Origin of the sequence: Actinacidiphila sp. bgisy160, from assembly GCF_965342435.1 — a bacterium.
Classification (GTDB): domain Bacteria; phylum Actinomycetota; class Actinomycetes; order Streptomycetales; family Streptomycetaceae; genus Actinacidiphila.
Window position 1 is genome coordinate 135058 of sequence record NZ_CBDRCM010000010.1, and the last position, 18388, is coordinate 153445.

The following is an 18388-nucleotide window of genomic DNA, read 5'->3' on the forward strand; positions in this document are numbered from 1 at the left end:
TGGTCGCGTCAGCGGCAGACCGCGCCGGCGGGCGGGAGCAGACCGTGCAGCAGGTAGTCGTCGACGGTCGTGTCGACGCAGCGGCTGCCGCGCTGGTAGGCGGTGTGCCCGTCGCCGTCCCAGGTGAGGAGCCGTCCCGAGGTGAGCTGGGCGGCCAGCGCTTGGGCCTGGTCGTAGGGGGTGGCCGGGTCGCGGGTGGTGCCGATCACGAGGATCGGGCCGGCGCCACGGGCGCTGACGCGGCGCGGGACCTGCGTCGGCCGCGCCGGCCAATGCGCGCACGTCGACAGGTCCTCGTTGTAGAAGGCTCCGAACTGGGCTGAGGCCCGCAGGAATTCGGGCAGCGCCGCCAGCGCCTGGGCGGGGGTCGACCGCGATTCGAGCGCGGAGCTCAGGCAGTTGACCGCCGTCATGGACTCGTCACCGGGCGCGGTGTCGTCCACGGAGCCCACGAGCTCCCGCAGCATGGTGGTGTCACCGGCCCGCACTCCGTCGAGCACCGCGCGCAGCGTCCTCCAGTCGGGCGCGCGCAACGCGGTGACGACCGCCCCGAGCAAGGTCTCGCCGTCGAGGCGGTCGTCCTTGCCCTGCCGCACGGGCGCGCGGTCGAGTGCGGCCACGAGGGCGTCCAGGGTGCGGCCCGCCTCCTTGACGGAACGGCCGACCGGGCAGTGCCCGCGGCGGGCGCAGTCGGCGGCGAAGGACTCCCAGGCGATCTGGTAGCCGCGGGCCTGGTTGAGGTAGGCGTGGTAGCCGTCCATGGCCGGGTCGACGGCGCCGTCCAGGACGACACGGCCGACGCGGGAGGGGAAGAGGTCGGCGTACGTGGCGCCCAGATAGGTGCCGTAGGAGAACCCCAGGAAGTGCAGGCGCTCCTCGCCCAGCGCGGCGCGTACGACGTCCATGTCCCGGGCCGCGTCGAGGGTGCCCACGTGCGGCAGCAGCCGCCCGGCGTGCCGGGCGCAGTCCGCGGCGACCTCCGCGTGGTAGGCGGCCCAGGTGTCGATGAGCCCGGCCTCGTCCGAAGCGGGCGTTCCCCGTGTCCCGGCGCCCGGGGGTCTGGCGGCGCCGCAGTCCACCGGTGTGCTGTGCCCGACACCGCGCGGGTCGACCGCGACCAGGTCGTACGCGGCGCGCAGGGCGGGGGAGTACGTGTCGGCGTAGGAGCGCAGATCGTCGACGGCGGACAGGCCGGGCCCGCCGGGGTTGATCTGGAGGGCGCCGATGCGGGCGGCACCGCGACCGCTCGCCGGCCTGCGGATCGCGGCCAGGGCGATGTCGCCCGCCGCCGGGTGCGCGTAGTCCCGCGGCACCCTGAGATTCGCGCACTGGAACGCCCGGTCGTGGCAGGGCCTCCAGCGCAGCTTCTGCGTGTAGTAGCGCCGCAGGTCCACGCGGATCGCGCCGGCCACCGCGTTCGCGGAGGCCGCCTGGGTGGGGAGGGGCCCGGCGGTCCGGCGCGTGTGCGTCGCGGCCGTGCACGTGGCGAGCAGCAGCCCGAAGGCGACCAGTACGGCGAGCGCGCAGAGCAGTCCGCGCCCGGGTATTCGGCCGGTGGCCGGGACAGCTTTCATCGCCACGCCTTCGTTTCCGCCCGTTGCGAGACGCGGGGCTGGTCGGCATCGGTGAGCGGCCGCGGGGGCGGGACCGAGTGCCGCGCCCCGGCAGGGAGCGGTCACGCCGTCGCCCTCAGCTGCGTAACCAGGTCATCACAGATCGTGCACGGGGGACCGCCGGGCTGGTCCGAACGCGTGAACGCGCCGTCCTGGCCGCCACGACCCCGCACGCGTCCGTCGCGCGGCGCGCCGCCGACGTCCCGCTCTCCCCGCGCCACAACGCGCGGACCGCGCCCGCGGGGCGCTGACCAGGGCCTGCCCGTCCGCCCTCACACCCGGCGAGGGAGGGCGGGTAGTGTCAGCAAGTCAGCGATAGTTGTACGAGGAAGCAACAGCACCCGTGGACAGCACCAAGAAGACCTCCGAGGACGCCCCCGCCGACGAACCCACCGCGGACCGCGTCACGGCGGCCGACCCGGGCACCGACGACCGAGGCGCCCGCCGGGGGCGCTGGCTCATGGACACGCGTCCCCTGCGCCACCCCGCCTACCGCCGCCTGTGGAGTTCCACCACCGTGACCGCGGTGGGCAGCCAACTCACCGCCGTCGCCGTGCCCAAGCAGATCTACGACATCACCGGCTCGTCCGCGTGGGTCGGCTACTCCAGCCTCGCCGGGCTGGTCCCGCTGGTGGTCTTCGCCCTGTGGGGCGGGGCCGTCGCCGACAGCGTGGACCGACGCAAGCTGATGCTGTTCACGAACATCGCCATCGCCGCCACCTCGCTGCTGTTCTGGGTGCAGGCGTTCGCGGGCGCGCACTCCGTCTGGCTGCTCATGGTGCTGCTCGCCGCCCAGCAGGCCGCGGCCGGCATGAATGCCCCCGCGCGCAGTGCCGCCATCGCCCGCCTGGTGCCCGCCGGGGAACTGCCCGCCGCCATCGCGCTCGGCTCGACCGTCATGCAGACCGGCCTGATCGTCGGCCCGCTGCTTGCCGGCGTGCTGATACCCGTCATCGGCCTGGCCGACCTCTACCTCATCGACGCGATCGCCCTCACCGTGACCGTGTGGGCGGTGTGGCGACTGCCCGCGCTGCCGCCCCTGGAGGCGAACGGGGCGCCCGTCGCCCGGCGCGGCGGCTGGCGCGAGGTCGGCGCCGGCTTCCGCTACATCACCGTGCAGCGGATCCTGCTGCTGTCCTTCCTCGCCGACATCGTCGCCATGGTCTTCGGCATGCCGCGTGCCCTGTTCCCGCAGCTCGCCGACACCACGTACGCCTCCTGGAACGAGGGCTTCGCCCTCGGCCTGCTGTACGCGGCCATTCCCATCGGCGCCGTCGCCGGGGGACTGTTCTCGGGCACCTTCTCGCGCGCGAAGCGCCACGGCCTGATGGTCGTCATCGCGGTCTGCGGCTGGGGCGTGGCGATCGCCGGTCTCGGGCTCAGCGGCAGCCTGTGGTGGGCCGCGGGCTTCCTGGCACTGGCCGGATTCGCGGACATGGTCTCGATGGTGTTCCGCAGCGCCATCCTGCAGTCGGTCGCGACCGACGACATGCGCGGGCGTATGCAGGGCGTCTTCACCGTGGTTGTCGCGGGCGGTCCCCGGCTGGCCGACCTCCTGCACGGCACGGCCGGCTCCGCCTTCGGGACGCGCGGCGCGGTCGCCGTGGGCGGTGTGCTGGTCGTGGTCGTGATGCTCGGTCTCGCGGCGGCGTTCCCCGCCTTCACCCGGTACCGGGGAGCCTGAGCGGGGGCGAGTTGCCGAGCGCCACCTCTCCGCTGTGGCGGTTCCCGGCGGCGACCCGGCCGCCGCCCCGTCCTGGTCGGGCACGCGGGGGGCGGGGGCACGTCCGCGAGGTTCCGGGCGGCGTGCCGGGCTCGATCGTACCGGGTGGGGCACGCCGCCCCCCCGAGGCCCCCCGGCGCGCCCCCTCGTCGCCTGCGAGTACCCGCGCCTGCGGCGGATCCCCCACCCGGGTGTCCCGCGCGGGGGGCGGGCCTGCAGGGGGTGCGAGGGCGGGCCGGGGGTGAGGCCTGCGGGGCTGGACGTCCTGGACTGGCGACCGCAGCCCACCCGCACCGCACCGGCCCGGCCCAGCCCCGGTAGCGTCGCGCATTGCGCCCGCCGAGTGAACGTGCGCGTCGATCGGCGTAGTGCGTCAGGTGGGCCGGGCGCGTGCCCGGTTAAGAGTGGGGGGTACGCATCCGGAGGAGCAGCGCATGCCGCATGCCGCAGCGGGACGTCCCCGTCGGGCCCCGGCAGGGGCCGCGGTCGGGCTTTTCGCGGCACTGGTCTGTCTGCTCCACGCGATGTGCGCACCGACGACCGCGGCCCTGCAGTCGCCGGCGTCGGCGGCGGCCGTCGCCGTCGCCACGGACGAACCCGGCACCCAGACACACCACCTCCCGGCGAGCGTCGGGCGGCGTGCCGCCCCGCAGGCGGGCCCCCAGCAGCGTGCCGGAACCGTCCAGGGGCACGCCGCCGACGTCGTCCACGACACCCTCCCCCCGGATCCCGTCGGTGCCGCGCTCCGCGGTCCCGCCCGGCACGTCGCCCCCGCGGGCAGACCCGACCACCTGTACCTCGTCCTGCGCTGCTGACGGCTCCCGGCCGCCGCCGCCCGCGCGGCGGACCGCAGCGATGCCCGTCAGAGGACAGAAACCCGCAGGAGGGACCCCACCATGCCCGTGGACATCTACGCAGCCCTGGGCGCGCTCGTTCGCGCCGAGGCGGCCCGCCACCGCGAGCGGCCGACGGCCCCCGCCGACCCGCCGGAGGCCGCCCCCGAGCGCACGACGGGGCCGGACGCGCCCCCACAGGAACCGAGGGAACTGACCGAACGCCACCACGAGTGAGGCCCGACGGCCGCGCCCTGCCCGTGAGGCCGGGCAGGGCGCGCCGTACCGGGAACCGCGGCCCGCGATGCCGCGTTTACTCCAGTGAGTGCGGCACGCGCCGCAGACGGAGGCGGGAAGATGTCCAATCGCGCGAAGGTCGCCGTCGGCGGCGTGGCCGTCGGCCTGATCCTGTTGTGGGTCCTGCCCGCGTGGCTGGCGCTGCTGGTCATCGTGGGTGTCCCCGTGGCCGCCTACCTGACCCTGGACCCTTCCCAGCGGCGCAGGCTGCGCCGTGCCGGCAGGCGTCAGATCGGCAAGTGACGGCGCGCGGGCTGCGGCCCACCGCCGCTCAGGTGACGGAGCCCGCGGCGGCGCCGGTCCTGAGGTCGGGGCCCCAATGCTCCAGCGCCGCTTGCATGTCGAGAGGGAGCGGGCCGGTGAGTTCCTGCCCCTCGGGCCAGTCCTCTCGGGGGACGCGCCACATGACCTCGAACTCGTTGCCGTCCGGGTCCTTGGCGTACAGCGACTTCGACACGACGTGGTCGCTGGAGCCGACGAGCGCGCCCCGCTCGGTGAGCAGCCGGGCGGTATCGGCCAGTTCACGGAGTGTGCCGACCTCCCAGGCCAGGTGGTAGAGCCCGACGCGGCCCTGCTCGGGGCCGGGCGCGTCCGGGCCGATGGCGAACAGGCCGAGGTCGTGGTCGTTGAGCGTGCCCTGGGCGCTGAGGAAGGCGGCGCGGCCGGGGATCTCCGCGGCGACCTCGAAGCCGAGTACGGCGGTGTAGAACTCGACGGACCGCGCGACGTCGCGGATGTAGAGCACGGCATGGTTCAGACGGCGAACAGACATGACCTCAGAGTACGCCATAAATTGAAAGTTCAATGAATCTTCTCGTTGGAATGATCGCACGACCGACCGACCGACCGAGGGGGAGCAGGCCGCCCATGACCGCGACCGTCACCGCCGTCAGCCGCGACGAGGGACACCACTTCAGCAAGCCCGCCCGCGACAGGATCCGGTTGCTGACCGGGCTCGGCGTGGAGGGCGACGCACACCTCGGGGTGACGGTGCAGCACCGCTCACGGGTGGCCCAGGACCCGACGCAGCCCAACCTGCGCCAGGTCCACCTCATCCACGGCGAGCTCCACGACGAGCTGCGCACGGCCGGCTTCGAGGTCGCCCCGGGCGAGCTCGGCGAGAACGTCACCACGCGCGGCGTCGACCTGCTGGGCCTGCCCGTCGGGACGCGGCTGCGGCTCGGCGCGGACGCCGTCGTCGAGGTGACCGGGCTGCGCAACCCCTGCCTGCAGATCGACGGCTTCCAGCAGGGCCTGCTCAAGCAGGTCGTCGGGCGGGGCGAGGACGGCGCGATCGTCCGCAAGGGCGGGATCATGGGCGTGGTCCTGCGCGGTGGAGAGGTGCGGCCCGGCGACCCGATCGCCGTCGAGCTGCCCGAAGGGCCGCACCGTCCGCTCGAGCGGGTCTGACCTCAGGACAGCGCGCAGGAGTTGACCACGTCCCCGCTCGCCGGCCGGGGCACCGTGCGGTCCGCGGGCGGTGTCCGGCCCCGCTCCACCCACGAGGTCAGCGCGTCGAACGCGGCCCGGTAGCAGGGCAGGATCGGGCGCAGCCGGTCCGGGTACGTGTCATAGAGGCCGTCGACGTGGTTGCCGCCCTCGATCGTGTAGTAGCGGTGCAGCGCGCCCCGGCCCGCGGAGTCGATCATGCGGGTGTAGACGTCCGAATCGGTGGCGATCGGCAGCAGCGTGTCCAGGGTGCCGTGCAGCGTGATCATCGGCTTCCCGATGCGTCCGGTGAGCGACACCCGGCCCACGGCCCGGTGCACGGCGGCCGGACGCGCGGCGTAGTCGTAGTCGGCGTCCGACGCGCAGGGCGCGAGGATCTCCGGCACGGTCGCACCCGCTCTCGCGCCCGGGCAGGCCGCGTCGTAGGAGGGGTCGAACTCGGCCCGGTAGACCTTCTGGGTCAGGCCCCAGTACGCCTGCTGGTGGTAGGCCCACAGGAACTGCGAGCCGGGCGCGAACCCGGCCGCCAGCAGGTCGGCGTCGGTGGCCCGGCCCTGGGCGCGGGCCACCGTGACCGGCAGCGAGGTCAGCAGATTGGGACCGTCCGCGGTCCAGAGCGTGCCCTCCCAGTCCACTCCGCCGTCGTAGAGGGCCGGGTGATGCTCCAGCTGCCAGCGGGTGAGGTAGCCCCCGTTGGAGATGCCGGTCATGTAGGTACGGTGCGGCGTGCGGCCGTAGCGCGAGGCCACCGCCGCCTTCGCGGCCACCGTGAGCTGGGTCGTGCGCCGGTTCCACTCGGCCATGGCGTCACCCGGGCGGCGGCCGTCGGTGTAGAAGTCCGGGCCGCTGTTGCCCTTGTCCGTGGAGGCGAAGGCGTAGCCCCGCGCGATCGCCCAGTCGGAGATCAGCACGTCGAGCGAGTACTGCTTGCGGGTGCCCGGCGCGCCGGTGACGATCAGGCCGCCGTTCCAGCGGTCCGGCAGCCGCAGCACGAACTGGGCGTCGTGCTGCCAGCCGTGCGTGGTGTTGAAACCCGACGTGTCCGGGAAGTAGCCGTCGACCTGCACGCCCGGGACGCCGGACGGGCGGGTGGTGCCGGCCGCCGCCAGCCCCGCCTGGTCGGCGGTGTCGGTGTACGCGGTGCCCGCCAGCGCGGTGGTCGTCATGTCGGGCAGGCAGGCCTTCTGCTGGTGCTCGGCGCCGGGCACGGTGACCCGGTCCAGCCGGGCGCAGTGCCCGGCCGTGCCCGCGGCCGCCTCCGCACCGGCGGGGACCGCTGCGGCGCCGAGCCCGAGCACGGCGGCGGCGAGCAGGGGGACGCCCCTCCAGGGGCGCATGGGGAGCCTCCATTTGCACGTCGGGGATGGCTGCCGCCACATCGTTGCCGCCCGCGCCCGGCGCGACCATGGCGTCGCCCCACGCCCGTACCGGCCGGGTCATGGGGCGGCGTGACATGCGTCACCGTCGGCGACGACGCTGCGCAGTACCCTTGGCCCATGCTCTTGCTCGTGCGCCGCCGGCATGTGGACTTCGTCCGCGTCACGAGCATGTCCTGTCGCCGCAGCGGCTGACCCCCCCGCCTTCTTCCTCCCACTCGGCCCCGCGACGCCGTCCCACCAGGACCCCGTCCGCGGCGTCCGGCCGCCCCCCCGGCGTGTGCCGGGTCCTCACCCTGCGGACAACACACCATGACGCTCCAGCTTCCCGTGATCGACTTCTCCGCCGCGGACCGCGGCCCCGAGGCGCGCGCCCGGCTCCACCGCGAACTGCACTCGGCCGCGCACGAGGTCGGCTTCTTCCAGCTCACCGGTCACGGCGTGACCGCCGAGGAGACCGCCGCCCTGATGCGGGTGATCCGCGCGTTCTTCGCCCTGCCCGAGGCCGACCGGCTCGCCATCGGCAACCTGAACTCCCCGCACTTCCGCGGCTACACCCGCACCGGCGACGAGCGCACCGGCGGCAGCCAGGACTGGCGCGACCAGCTCGACATCGGCGCCGAACGCCCGCAGCACGTCCCGGCCGCCGGAGAGCCCCCGTACTGGTGGCTGGAGGGTCCGAACCAGTGGCCCGCCGCCCTGCCCGAGCTCCGCGAACTCTCGCTGGCCTGGATCGACCGGCTCAGCGGCGTCGCCCACCGGCTGCTGCACGAACTGCTCGCCTCCATCGGCGCCCCCGAGGACTTCTACGACGGGGCCTTCGCCGACGAGCCGCACCTGCACCTGAAGCTCGTCCGCTACCCGGGGACCGCCCCCTCCGGCGACGACCAGGGCGTCGGCGCGCACAAGGACTACGGCTTCCTCACCCTGCTGCTCCAGGACGAGGTCGGCGGCCTGCAGGTGGAGCGCTTCGACGGCCGCTTCCACGACGTGCCGCCGCTGCCCGGTGCCTTCGTCGTCAACCTGGGCGAGCTGCTGGAGGTCGCCACCGACGGCTATCTCAAGGCGACCAACCACCGCGTGGTCAGCCCGGCCGGCGCCCGCGAGCGCTACTCCGTGCCCTTCTTCTACAACCCCCGCCTCGACGCGCGCGTGGCCCCGCTCCCGTTCGAGCACGCCCACCGCGCACCCGGCGCCACCCGGGACCCGGCCAACCCGCTCTTCGCCGAGTACGGCCGCAACGAGCTCAAGGGCTGGTTGCGCGCCCACCCCGAGGTCGCCCGCAAGCACCACCCGGAGCTCGTCGCGGCGGCGGCCACCGGCTGAGACGCGCGGCCCGTGCCACGCGCGGTTACGGTGCCTGCATGGGCACGGCCACGGCCGAGGACGGCACACTGCGGATCGGTGCACCGCCGCGCTGGCTGCGCCTGCTGCCGGTCGTCCTGCTCGCCGCGCTGATCCTGGCCCAGGGCGTCACCCCCGGCAACGTGGAACTCGGCGCCTACTACGCGGCGGTCGCCCCCCTTGCCGCGCTCACCTACGGGGTGGCGGGCACCGCGGTCGTGGCCGCCGCGGTCGTGGCCGTCATGGAGCTCCCCGTGGTGGGCTCGGGGACACTGGTCGGCGCGGAACTCGGCGCTGTCGTGCTCATCGGTGCCCTGAGCGTGGTCATCGCCGCGCTGCAGCAGCGCTTCCGGGGCCGCCTGGTGCTGGCCCGGTCGGTGGCCGAGGCGGCGCAGCTCGCCGTCCTCGCCCCCGTGCCCGGCAGAGTGGGGGAGGTGCGCTGCGCGGGCCTGTACCGGGCCGCGCAGCGCGGCACCCTGGTGGGCGGCGACCTGTACGACGTGCGGCCAGGGCCCCACGGCGTACGGGCGCTGGTCGCCGACGTCCAGGGGCACGGCCTCGCCGCGGTCGGCACGGTCGCGGCGCTGCTCGGCGCCTTCCGTGAGGCCGTCCTCGACCAGCGGGAGCTGTGCGGTGTGGCGGGGCGCCTCGAACGGCGGCTGTGCCTGGACGCCGCCGGGGACGCCGAGCTGTTCGCCACCGCCCTGCTGCTGGAGTTCCCCGACGACGGGTCATGGGTGCGGCTGGTCTGCCAGGGGCACCCGCCCGCCCTGCTGCTGCGCGGCCGCGAGGTGCTGGAGCTGGAGTGCGAACCCGGTCCGCCGCTCGGCGTCGGGCTGTCCGGACAGGCACCGGCCCTGCCGGCGGTGGTGCCCCTGCTGCCGGGGGACGTGATCCTCGCGTACACCGACGGCGTCACCGAGGCGCGCGACGCCTCGGGCACCTTCTACCCGCTCGCCGAACGCCTCGCCGCCCGGCTCGCCGAGGGCGCCGACCCCTCCCCGGAGGCGGTCGTGGACGCGGTCTGGGAGGACCTGCGCCGGTACGCGGGCGCGGTGGGCGACGACGTCGCGCTGCTGGCGCTCGCGCCCCGCTGACCCGGCGGCGGAACGGGTCGGAGCCCTTGCTCCTCGCGGCGCGCAGCGGGGGTCGGAGGAGTCAGCCCTTGGTCTTCGCGGCGCGCAGCGGGGGGCGGCCCTGGAGCCTGGCGGCCTCGGTCCGGATCTCCGGGAGCTTGGCGTACAACTCCTTGCCGGGACAGTCGGTCATGTAGGCGTCGCGGTGGCCCGCGACGACGTGGAAGACCGCCCGCTTGCCCTTCTTGAAGCGGCTCTTGCTGCTGCTGGACACCAGGGTCACCTTGCCCCGGGGATCGATGTCGGACAGCCCGAGCTTCCAGGCGGCGACCCGGGCGATCGCCTCGGTCATCGCCTGCGGCACGCTGCCTTTGGCGTCGTAGGTGCCGATCGCGGCGATGCCCATGGTGTCCTTGTTGAAGCCGATCGAGTGCGCCCCGGTGACGGGGCGGTCGGAGCCGCCGGCGCGCCCCTCGTAGATCGTGCCGCACTTGTCGACGAAGAAGTTGTAGGCGACGTCGTCCCAGTGGCGGCTCTGGATGTGGCCGGAGTAGATGTCGCGGATGATCTCGGGCACGTCCGCGCACGTGTAGTCGTTGTCGCTGTCGGTGTGGTGCAGGAACACCGCCTTGACCGTGGTGCTGTAGTGCGGGGGCTCGGTGCGCAGCGACTCGTCGGCCCCCCAGCTCTCGCGTGAGACGATGGCCGGCTCGTGGGCCGGGTAGAGCGGGACGCGCTGCAGCCTGGCCCGGGCGGCCAGGTCGGGGAAGGGCATGAGCTGGGGGCTCGGCGCGGGGCGGGCGTGGACGGAGGGCGGGTCGGTGTGGATGATCGCGCTGTGCACCCCGAGGGCGGCCACGGCGACGACACCGGCCGTCCCGGCGGCCGTCGCCCAGACGCGGGCGGCACGCCGTGGAGCTCCGGCCACGCGGCGACGCGCGTGCTTGGCCGCACGGTGTGAACCCATGAAATGAACATCAGCTCATATGACCGGATTGCGTGGAGCGGACACGCCGGGCGAGCCGTCGGCCTCACCCGGATGCCTTCTCCGCGTCCCCGCGCCCGCCCGTGTTCCCCGGCCCGAGCCCGTGTTCCCCGGCCCACGCCCGCGGGTACGTCCCGCGGGCGCGGGCGCAGGTACGGCCGTCCGCGCCGACCTTGTCCGGCGCGGCGTTGTCCCCGCCCAGGTCGAGTACGTGCACGCGCAGGTTGCCCTTGCCGGGTGCGTCGACCGACAGGCTCCCGCCGGTCAGGGTTCACACCGCGCCGGTCGCCGCGTCCTTGTACGTGCCGTCGGGGACGCCGGTGAACGTGGCGCCGCCGCTCACCTCAGGGGCGCTCAGTAGTAGTCGCGCATCAACTCGGTGGCCCACGCGGGCTGAAACGCCGTCTCCCTCGGGCCGAACTCGGCCATCCACGGCTTGAGGTCGAGTACCGGCGTCCCGTCCACCGCGTCGAGCCCCACGACGTGGACGTCCAGCCCGTCGACACGCGAGATCCTGCAACGCGACACCCCCAGGCGGTTGGGCCGGTTCTTGCCGCGCTGGGCGAAGATGCCGATCAGCGGCCACTGCTCGTTGCCCCGCGGACGGCGCGCGCCGGTCTCGACCCGCTCCTCGGGAACCCGGTCGAAGTGGAAGACGACCTCGAGGTGGGAGAAGGCGTCCAGGCCGTACAGCGCCTCGGGCCCGAACCGCTCCCCGTCCAGCCGGATCACCGCCTCGACGCCGCCCTAGTCGTCGTCCTCGACCGGTACCCGGCCTCCGGTCACCCATCCCACGGGCCGTACCCCGATCCCCGTCATGCTCGCTCCTCCGATGCTGCCGGTGCATCCCTTGCGGGCTGATCACAATGCGAGATATGGGTATCACTTGGTGGACGCTTGTGGCTAGCGTGGAGGTCATGACGCGGGAATGGGACGCCACCACGTACGACAGCCTGCCGCTGCCCCACGCGCAGTGGGGCCGCAGGACCCTGGACCGCCTCGCGCCGCGCGGCGACGAGCGCGTGCTCGACCTGGGCTGCGGCACCGGACGCGACACGGAGGCGCTGCTCGGCCTGCTCCCGCACGGCCGCGTCGTCGCCCTCGACGGCTCACAGCGCATGCTGGAGCAGCTCCGCCGGCGCCTGGCCGGACGTCTGGAGCGCGTCGAGGTCGTGCACGCCGACATCACCGGCCCGCTCCCCGTGACCGGGACCGTGGACGCCGTCACCAGCGTCGCCACCTTCCACTGGATCCCTGACCACGCCGCGCTCTTCCGCGGTATCGCACGCGTCCTGAGCCCCGGCGGACGCCTGGTCGCCGAATGCGGCGGACTCGGCAACATCGCGGGCGTCTCGGCAGCCGTCGACGACGTCCTCGGCCCGCAGCCCGGCGTGTGGAACTTCGCGGGCGTCGAGGAGACCGAACGGCGCCTGACAGACGCCGGGTTCACTGACGTCCAGGTCACCCTCATGCCCGACCCCGCCCGTCTCGAACCGGGCCCGCAACTGCTGTCCTACCTGGCCGTCGTCGTCCTCGGCGGCCAGTTGGAACGCCTTCCCCGCCGGGAGCACGAGGCCTTCGTCCGGGCGGTCGCCCAACGCCTGCCGGAGCCGGTCGTGGACTACGTACGACTGACGGTCTCGGCGACGCGCGGCCCCGCGGGCACGCCCGGATGACCCGCGTACCGGCGGCGGTCCGTCACAGCCGCCGCGTGATCCGCAGTTCCGTCAGGTACCGCTTGACGATGCGGCTGCCGTAGCGGCCGTCGGCCAGTGCCCGGATGCAGGACAGCAGGGCTTCGCGCCGCGCCGCGGGCAGGGCGCGATGGTTGGAGTAGCTCAGCAGCAGGCCGAGGTACTCGGCGGTGGTGTACGGCACTTCGCGCTCGTAGCGGTGGAAGACGGCCGGCCCGAAGCGCCCGGAGCGGTCGGTCTCCTCGCTGTCGGCGGGGACGAGGGCCGCCGCGCGCGGCCGCAGGCCCGGGGGCGTCGCCGGGTCGAAGCGCTCGTAGCACTCCTGCACGTCCGCGAAGAAGGCCCGGGTGCCGCCGTCCACGTGATGGGTGCCGATGACGGCCAGCACCCCGCCGGCCCGCAGCGCGTCGGCGGACTTCACGACGGCCACGGCGGGGTCGATCCAGTGGAACGCCGTGGCCGAGACGACGGAGTCGAACGGCTCGTCCGGGAGCGGCCAGTCCTCGAAGGCGGAGACGACCACCTCGGCGTCGGGGAACCTGGCCAGCCTGCGCCGGGCGACCGCCGCCATCGACATTCCCAGCTCTACGGCCGTGACGCGCAACCCGCGCTCCGCGAGTGGCACGGTGGCTTGTCCGGTTCCGCAGCCGATCTCCAGCACGCGCGCGCCGGCGCCGAGTCCGGCGACCCCGGCCAGGTCGTCGAAGAGCACGGCGGGATACCCGGGGCGGACCCGGTCGTACAGCTCGGCGTCCTCGTCGAAGACGGCCCTCAGCGAGGTCCGGTCGGTCATCCGGTCGGTCATCCGCCGAGAGTAGTGCCCGGCCCTACTCCGGCGGCAGCGGAACGGCGGGTCCCTGCGGCGACTGGAGGAGCACGTTGTGGATGTAGTCCTCGACCGCCGCGTCCAGGCCCACGTCGCGCTGCGCCCGCTCGGACATGAACCAGCGGTGCTCCAGCAGCTCGTGGTAGATCTGCGCGGTGTCCAGCGAGCCGCGCAGCTCGCGCGGCACGGCGCGGACCGTCGGCCGGAAGACGTCGCGGACCCAGCGGTGGGCGAGCACCTCGGGGCGGGCGCCCAGCGGGTCGCCGGGGGCGTAGTCCTCCTGGGAGGCCATCCACGTCTCGAGGTCGTTGAGGAGGCTGCGGGCCTGGTTCTCCTCGGCGTCCAGGCCGGTGAGGCGGAGCAGTTGGCGCTGGTGGTGCCCGGCGTCCACGACCTTGGGCAGGAAGGTGACGGCGTCTCCGTCGGGCGACCTCTGTATCTGCATCTCCGCGACGTCGAAACCGAGGTCGTTCAGCCGCCGGATACGCCGGTCGATGTAGTGCCGCTTGGCCACCGGGTACACCGACTCGCGGGTGAGCTCGTGCCACAGCTCGCCGTACCGGTCGGCGATGGCCTGGCCGAAGGTGACCGGGTCCACGGACGGGTGCAGCGAGCCGCCCGCCTCCAGGTCCATCAACTCACCCGCGATGTTCACCCGGGCCACCTCGATGTCGTACTCCCGCTGACCGCGCGAGAGGCTGGGCTGGATCTGCCCGGTCTCGGCGTCCACCAGGTAGGCGGCGTAGGCGCCCGCGTCGCGCCGGAAGAGGGTGTTCGACAGCGAGCAGTCGCCCCAGGCGAAGCCCGCCAGGTGCAGCCGGACAAGCAGCACGGCGAGCGCGTCCAGGAGCCGGTTGACCGTGCCCGGGCGCATCGTCGTCTCGAACATGGACCGGTACGGCTGCGAGCCGCCCAGGTGGCGGGTGATCAGCACCGGCTCCAGCGGCTCGCCGCGGCCGTCGGTGCGGCCGGTGACGACGGCGAGGGCGTCGACCGCGGGTATGCCCATGCGGTCCAGGTCGCGCAGCAGCCCGTACTCGCGGACGGCGGCCCACTCGCCGACCTCCTTGACCGCCACGACCTCGTCGCCGGCCAGGGCGAACCGGACGACGTGCCGTGAGATGCCGCGCGGCAGCGCCACCAGGTACTCCTCCGGCCACTCCTCCAGCGGCACGTTCCACGGCAGGTCGAGGAGGGTCGCCGGATGGTCGGGGGAGGTCGCGGTGATCTGCAGGTCCATGGCGCCCAGTCTGCGGCACCAGGGTGATCGCGCGGGACACCGGGGCGGCGCATACGCTGCGGGGCATGAGGGAACGGCTGGTGGTCATCGGTGGGGACGCCGCGGGGATGTCGGCGGCGTCGCAGGCGCGCAGGAGGAAGGGCCCGGACGAACTGGAGGTCGTCGCGTTCGAACGCGGCCGCCGCACCTCCTACTCCGCCTGCGGGATCCCGTACTGGATCGCCGGGGACGCCACCGGCCCCGACAAGCTGATCGCCCGCACGCCCGAGAAGCACCGCGCCCGCGACATCGACGTGCGGCTGGGCACCGAGGTCGTGGAGATCGACCGGGACCGCGGGCGGGTGCGCACCCGCGACGTCTTCGGGGCGGAGGACTGGACGGGGTACGACCAGCTCGTCATCGCCACCGGCGCCGTTCCCAAGCGCCCCCCGATCCCCGGGATCGACGCCGAGGGCGTGCACGGCGTGCAGATCCTCGACGACGGCGAGGACATCCTGGACGCCCTCGACAGCAGGCCCGTGCGGAACGCCGTCGTGGTCGGCGGCGGCTACATCGGCGTGGAGATGGCCGAGGCCATGCTGCGGCACGGGCTCCGGGTCACCCTCGTCGAACGCTCCGAGCAGCCCATGGCGACCCTGGACCCGGACATGGGCCGGCTCGTACGGGAGGCCATGGAGGGCCTCGGTATCACCGTCGTCACCGGAGCCCCGGTGCGCGAGGTGCTCACCGGGGCGGACGGCCGGGTGCGCGCCGTGGCCACCGACCGGGGCGAGTACCCCGCGGACGTCGTCGTGCTCGGTCTCGGCGTCACGCCCAACACCGGCCTCGCCCGTGACGCGGGGCTGCCGGTCGGCGCCCACGGCGGGCTGCTCACCGACCGCGCGATGCGCGTGCGCGGCGAAGAGGTGATCTGGGCGGGCGGGGACTGCGTGGAGGTCCTCAACCTGGTCTCCGGCGGGATGCAGCACATTCCGCTGGGCACCCACGCCAACAAGCAGGGCCGGGTCATCGGGACGAACATCGGCGGCGGCTACGCCACCTTCCCCGGCGTGGTGGGCACGGCCGTCAGCAAGGTCTGCGACCTGGAGATCGCCCGTACGGGACTGAAGGAGTCCCAGGCGCGGGCCGCGGGGCTGCAGTACGTCAGCGCGGTCATCGAGTCCACCAGCAGGGCCGGCTACTACCCCGGCGCCGCCCCGATGACGGTCAAGGCCATCGCCGAGCGGCACACCGGACGGCTGCTCGGGCTGCAGATCGTCGGCCGTGAGGGCGCGGCCAAGCGCGTGGACATCGGAGCGGTGGCGCTCACCGCGAGGATGACCGCCGAGCAGATGACCGGTCTCGACCTGGGCTACGCCCCGCCGTTCTCACCGGTGTGGGACCCGGTTTTGATCGCCGCGCGCAAGGTCGACAGCAAGGTCCGCGCGGACGGCCCTGACGCCTGAGCCGTACGCGGTCCCGCCTCTTGCCTGGGTTCAGGCGGGCCGTACGGCCAGCTTCTCCAGGGCCTCCAGCAGGCCGGGGAGCTCCGGCCCACGGCCGACGGGCAGCACCTGCCCGGGCTCCTCGTCAAGCAGCACAAAGGCGATGTCGTCCGTGCGGGCCACCAGGCTCCAGTTTTCGCCGTCCACGCGCAGGGTGCGAACGCCCTCGCCCGCGGCGGTCGAGCGTATGCGGCCGGGTGGCGGGGGCGTGCGCAGATACCCCTGGGCGGCCTCCAGCGCACGCCGTACCCCGGGATGGATGCCGTGGACGACGGGATCCGAGGCTCCGCTCGCTTCGCCGGACCTGTTCTCCCCGGGCTTTTCCTCCGCGGACCGCACCTCCGCGGACTTCTCCTCCGTGGACTTCTCCTCCGTGGACCGCACATCCGAGGGCGCCTTCCCGGTGGGCTCCTCTTCCGCCCCGCCCGGTTGGCCGGCTTGCGCGGGCGCGTCCGAGCTGCCGGAGCCGCCGGCGTCGCCCGAGGCGTCGGACTCGTTCCCGGCGTCGAGCTGTTCCCGCCAGATCCGCCACCGGAGGGCTATCTCGTCGGCCCCCAGGCGCCGCTGCGCCGGCCCCCACGTCCCGGTGTCCGGCGGCGAGAGCGGCGGGCCGCCGTCGGCCTCCGGCGGATCGTGCGGGGCGGGGACGCCGGGCGCGGCCACCGCGACCGGCAGCGGCCAGCCGGGCAGCGCGGCGACGACGGAGCGCTCGTCGGGGGAGAGGTCGTACTCCAGCCCGCAGTCCCACGCGGCGAGGGCGCACGCCACCAGCGCCGTGTCGCTGATCGCCACCGTCCACCGGGCGCCCGTCCCGTCCTGGCCGAAGACGAGGCCGTAGCCCTCGTCCACCGCTTCCAGCCCGAGTTCGGCGCACGCCGCCGGATAGTCGTCGGCCAGGACGCTCGGGAACTGCGCGGGCGTCAGCATCGCCGCCGTGAGCACGAACAGCGCGTCGTCGTCCGTCGCGGACACGGGCATCCCCTCTCCAGTGAGTTCTCAGTGGTGGGCGCACCCTAACCACCGGGTAACACCCGCGTCGAGACCGGGGCGCGCCCTGTGGAAAACCGCTCGGTCGCGAGATCGCCGGGCTCCTACGCTGACGTCATGGCCAACTCCCGCGCCCACCAGGGCGTCCGCCCGTGAGGAAACGGCGCCGTCGCCTCCGCTTCGACGGGCGCGAGTTCCTCTGGACCGTCCGCATCGGATGGTGGGGGCTTCGCCCGCTTCCTGGAGCGGGTCGGACGGCGGTGGGCCGCGACGATGCGTCTGGCCGACCCGGTCGCCCTGCATCGCAGCGCCTCCTCACTGGTGCAGGGGAGCGATCCGGTGATGCGCGAACTGTTGCTCTCCTCGCCCGTCCCACGCACCTTCCTGCAGGGCGAGTTGAGCGGCGATGTGCCAGGACGGGCGGCGCTGGAGGCGGCCGGGGTCCGCGTCGTGACGGTCCCCCGGGCGGGTCACCGATTTCTTCTAGGACGCCCTGGCCTTCGGGCCGGGGGGAATGGGTTCTTGAGTCGTGGCCGCGAAGCGGCGGAGTTCTGTGCGTGTCCGTTGTGACCTGCGCTCTCCTTCGTTGTCGGTGGGGGCTGTTAGGTTCCCGGGCATGACGACGACCGTGGTGGCCGGGCAGGGGTCGGGGCATGCCCGGTTCACCTATCGGCTGCGTGTGTCGTCGTCGGCGGGTGCCGGTCTGGAGGCGGAGTGGGCGCGGTGCCGGTGGGTGTGGAACGAATGCGTGGCGGTGTCCCGGAAGGTTCATGGCCTGAACAGGACCGCCGGGCAGAAGGCCACGTGCGGCCCCGCGCAGCTCGACAGGATGCTGACCCAGGCGCGGCGGTCGATGGCGTGGCTGCGGGAGGGCAGCTCGGTGCCGCAGCAGCAGGTCATCCGTGACTTCGCGAAATCCCGGGCCAAAGCGTTGCGGGACATCGCGGCGCGGCTGCCGGTGAGGCAGCGGGCCGGGATGCCCCGGATCAAGCGCAAGCGCGAGGCCGCACCGACACTGAACTACACCACCCGCGGCTTTCGGCTCAAGGACGGACGCCTGCACCTGGCCGGCGGCATCGTCGTGACCGTGGTGTGTTCCCGCGACCTGTCCAGCCGGCCCACGTCGGTGCGGGTGTGCCGGGACAGCCTCGGCCACTGGTACGCCTCGTTCGTGGTGGCCACTGCCCCGCAGCCGCTGCCCGCCACCGGCGCCGTGATCGGCGTGGACTGGGGCGTGCTTGAGACCGCGACCACGACCAGCGACGCCCACGACCTGCCGCACCCGCAGCACGGGAAGACCGCGGCGCAGCGTCTGGCGCGGTATCAGCGGATGATGGCCCGGCGTAAGCCCGCCCGTGGGCAGGGCGCGTCCAGGGGCTACCGCACGGCGCGGGCGCAGGCGGCGAAGCTGCACAAGAAGGTGGCGCGGCAGCGGCAGGACACCGCCCGCAAGTGGGCCAT

General features: G+C 73.9%; 17 protein-coding genes and 2 pseudogenes. 10 read left to right on the forward strand and 9 right to left on the reverse strand.

Annotated features, from left to right (window positions below; translation table 11 throughout):
* Window positions 1–8 precede the first annotated feature (8 nt).
* Entirely contained in the window at window positions 9–1574 is a 1566-nt protein-coding gene (locus ACRWNP_RS12025) for an alpha/beta hydrolase (protein ID WP_431961093.1), read from the reverse strand.
* Between the two features lie 382 nt (window positions 1575–1956).
* On the opposite strand from ACRWNP_RS12025, the gene ACRWNP_RS12030 reads away from it, so the two are divergent.
* The 4 genes from ACRWNP_RS12030 to ACRWNP_RS12045 all read left to right on the forward strand — a co-directional run bounded on the left by ACRWNP_RS12030 (window position 1957) and on the right by ACRWNP_RS12045 (window position 4709).
* A complete protein-coding gene (locus ACRWNP_RS12030; RefSeq protein WP_431961094.1) occupies window positions 1957–3297 on the forward strand; it encodes an MFS transporter in 1341 nt (446 codons plus the stop codon).
* Between the two features lie 563 nt (window positions 3298–3860).
* The gene (locus ACRWNP_RS12035) at window positions 3861–4151 is read left to right on the forward strand and encodes a hypothetical protein (protein WP_431961095.1); all 291 of its coding nucleotides are present in this window, start codon (window positions 3861–3863) and stop codon (window positions 4149–4151) included.
* Between the two features lie 81 nt (window positions 4152–4232).
* Window positions 4233–4406, forward strand: coding sequence for a hypothetical protein (locus tag ACRWNP_RS12040; RefSeq protein WP_431961096.1), 174 nt, complete (start codon window positions 4233–4235; stop codon window positions 4404–4406).
* Window positions 4407–4526: 120 nt separating this feature from the next.
* The gene (locus ACRWNP_RS12045; RefSeq protein ID WP_431961097.1) at window positions 4527–4709 is read left to right on the forward strand and encodes a hypothetical protein; all 183 of its coding nucleotides are present in this window, start codon (window positions 4527–4529) and stop codon (window positions 4707–4709) included.
* A gap of 28 nt (window positions 4710–4737) precedes the next feature.
* Here ACRWNP_RS12045 and ACRWNP_RS12050 read toward each other — a convergent pair whose 3' ends face one another.
* Complete coding sequence (locus ACRWNP_RS12050; RefSeq protein WP_431961098.1) at window positions 4738–5238, reverse strand: VOC family protein; 501 nt, start codon at window positions 5236–5238, stop codon at window positions 4738–4740.
* A 95-nt stretch (window positions 5239–5333) separates the two neighbouring features.
* Between ACRWNP_RS12050 and ACRWNP_RS12055 the strand changes: the two genes are divergently transcribed.
* Complete coding sequence (locus ACRWNP_RS12055) at window positions 5334–5876, forward strand: MOSC domain-containing protein (RefSeq protein WP_431961100.1); 543 nt, start codon at window positions 5334–5336, stop codon at window positions 5874–5876.
* A gap of 2 nt (window positions 5877–5878) precedes the next feature.
* Here the strand turns inward: ACRWNP_RS12055 and ACRWNP_RS12060 are convergent, their stop codons facing one another.
* A complete protein-coding gene (locus ACRWNP_RS12060; RefSeq protein WP_431961101.1) occupies window positions 5879–7252 on the reverse strand; it encodes a tannase/feruloyl esterase family alpha/beta hydrolase in 1374 nt (457 codons plus the stop codon).
* Between the two features lie 351 nt (window positions 7253–7603).
* On the opposite strand from ACRWNP_RS12060, the gene ACRWNP_RS12065 reads away from it, so the two are divergent.
* Window positions 7604–8617, forward strand: a complete 1014-nt coding sequence (locus ACRWNP_RS12065) for an isopenicillin N synthase family dioxygenase (RefSeq protein ID WP_431961102.1) — start codon at window positions 7604–7606, stop codon at window positions 8615–8617.
* A 38-nt stretch (window positions 8618–8655) separates the two neighbouring features.
* Window positions 8656–9732 (forward strand): PP2C family protein-serine/threonine phosphatase, encoded by a 1077-nt coding sequence (locus ACRWNP_RS12070; RefSeq protein ID WP_431961103.1) that lies wholly within the window; start codon window positions 8656–8658, stop codon window positions 9730–9732.
* 61 nt (window positions 9733–9793) lie between these two features.
* Here the strand turns inward: ACRWNP_RS12070 and ACRWNP_RS12075 are convergent, their stop codons facing one another.
* The 3 genes and pseudogenes from ACRWNP_RS12075 to ACRWNP_RS12085 form a co-directional block, all read right to left on the reverse strand.
* Window positions 9794–10678 (reverse strand): N-acetylmuramoyl-L-alanine amidase, encoded by an 885-nt coding sequence (locus ACRWNP_RS12075; protein WP_431961104.1) that lies wholly within the window; start codon window positions 10676–10678, stop codon window positions 9794–9796.
* A 175-nt stretch (window positions 10679–10853) separates the two neighbouring features.
* A pseudogene (locus ACRWNP_RS12080) lies at window positions 10854–11039 on the reverse strand (hypothetical protein); the annotation flags it as partial.
* Window positions 11040–11050: 11 nt separating this feature from the next.
* Window positions 11051–11515, reverse strand: a pseudogene (locus ACRWNP_RS12085) (SAM-dependent methyltransferase).
* 98 nt (window positions 11516–11613) lie between these two features.
* Here ACRWNP_RS12085 and ACRWNP_RS12090 point away from each other — a divergent pair.
* Window positions 11614–12372 (forward strand): class I SAM-dependent methyltransferase, encoded by a 759-nt coding sequence (locus ACRWNP_RS12090; RefSeq protein ID WP_431961105.1) that lies wholly within the window; start codon window positions 11614–11616, stop codon window positions 12370–12372.
* A gap of 22 nt (window positions 12373–12394) precedes the next feature.
* On the opposite strand, the gene ACRWNP_RS12095 is transcribed toward ACRWNP_RS12090, so the two are convergent.
* Complete coding sequence (locus ACRWNP_RS12095; RefSeq protein WP_431961106.1) at window positions 12395–13195, reverse strand: class I SAM-dependent methyltransferase; 801 nt, start codon at window positions 13193–13195, stop codon at window positions 12395–12397.
* A 22-nt stretch (window positions 13196–13217) separates the two neighbouring features.
* Window positions 13218–14456 (reverse strand): DUF4032 domain-containing protein, encoded by a 1239-nt coding sequence (locus tag ACRWNP_RS12100; RefSeq protein ID WP_431961107.1) that lies wholly within the window; start codon window positions 14454–14456, stop codon window positions 13218–13220.
* A 65-nt stretch (window positions 14457–14521) separates the two neighbouring features.
* On the opposite strand from ACRWNP_RS12100, the gene ACRWNP_RS12105 reads away from it, so the two are divergent.
* The gene (locus ACRWNP_RS12105) at window positions 14522–15901 is read left to right on the forward strand and encodes an FAD-dependent oxidoreductase (RefSeq protein WP_431961109.1); all 1380 of its coding nucleotides are present in this window, start codon (window positions 14522–14524) and stop codon (window positions 15899–15901) included.
* 30 nt (window positions 15902–15931) lie between these two features.
* On the opposite strand, the gene ACRWNP_RS12110 is transcribed toward ACRWNP_RS12105, so the two are convergent.
* Window positions 15932–16918, reverse strand: coding sequence for a hypothetical protein (locus tag ACRWNP_RS12110; RefSeq protein ID WP_431961110.1), 987 nt, complete (start codon window positions 16916–16918; stop codon window positions 15932–15934).
* Window positions 16919–17543: 625 nt separating this feature from the next.
* Between ACRWNP_RS12110 and ACRWNP_RS12115 the strand changes: the two genes are divergently transcribed.
* Window positions 17544–18388 (forward strand): RNA-guided endonuclease InsQ/TnpB family protein (locus tag ACRWNP_RS12115; protein WP_431961111.1); only part of this gene is annotated, 845 nt, incomplete at its 3' end.

Bases quoted from the DNA above. Each gene is read 5' to 3' on its own strand.
- ACRWNP_RS12055 (WP_431961100.1), top strand. From the start codon at position 5,334: ATGACCGCGACCGTCACCGCCGTCAGCCGCGACGAGGGACACCACTTC.
- ACRWNP_RS12095 (WP_431961106.1), bottom strand. From the start codon at position 13,195: ATGACCGACCGGATGACCGACCGGACCTCGCTGAGGGCCGTCTTCGAC.
- ACRWNP_RS12035 (WP_431961095.1), top strand. From the start codon at position 3,861: ATGTGCGCACCGACGACCGCGGCCCTGCAGTCGCCGGCGTCGGCGGCG.
- ACRWNP_RS12025 (WP_431961093.1), bottom strand. From the start codon at position 1,574: ATGAAAGCTGTCCCGGCCACCGGCCGAATACCCGGGCGCGGACTGCTC.
- ACRWNP_RS12040 (WP_431961096.1), top strand. From the start codon at position 4,233: ATGCCCGTGGACATCTACGCAGCCCTGGGCGCGCTCGTTCGCGCCGAG.
- ACRWNP_RS12100 (WP_431961107.1), bottom strand. From the start codon at position 14,456: ATGGACCTGCAGATCACCGCGACCTCCCCCGACCATCCGGCGACCCTC.
- ACRWNP_RS12060 (WP_431961101.1), bottom strand. From the start codon at position 7,252: ATGCGCCCCTGGAGGGGCGTCCCCCTGCTCGCCGCCGCCGTGCTCGGG.
- ACRWNP_RS12075 (WP_431961104.1), bottom strand. From the start codon at position 10,678: ATGGGTTCACACCGTGCGGCCAAGCACGCGCGTCGCCGCGTGGCCGGA.
- ACRWNP_RS12050 (WP_431961098.1), bottom strand. From the start codon at position 5,238: ATGTCTGTTCGCCGTCTGAACCATGCCGTGCTCTACATCCGCGACGTC.
- ACRWNP_RS12065 (WP_431961102.1), top strand. From the start codon at position 7,604: ATGACGCTCCAGCTTCCCGTGATCGACTTCTCCGCCGCGGACCGCGGC.
- ACRWNP_RS12070 (WP_431961103.1), top strand. From the start codon at position 8,656: ATGGGCACGGCCACGGCCGAGGACGGCACACTGCGGATCGGTGCACCG.
- ACRWNP_RS12110 (WP_431961110.1), bottom strand. From the start codon at position 16,918: ATGCCCGTGTCCGCGACGGACGACGACGCGCTGTTCGTGCTCACGGCG.
- ACRWNP_RS12105 (WP_431961109.1), top strand. From the start codon at position 14,522: ATGAGGGAACGGCTGGTGGTCATCGGTGGGGACGCCGCGGGGATGTCG.
- ACRWNP_RS12045 (WP_431961097.1), top strand. From the start codon at position 4,527: ATGTCCAATCGCGCGAAGGTCGCCGTCGGCGGCGTGGCCGTCGGCCTG.
- ACRWNP_RS12090 (WP_431961105.1), top strand. From the start codon at position 11,614: ATGACGCGGGAATGGGACGCCACCACGTACGACAGCCTGCCGCTGCCC.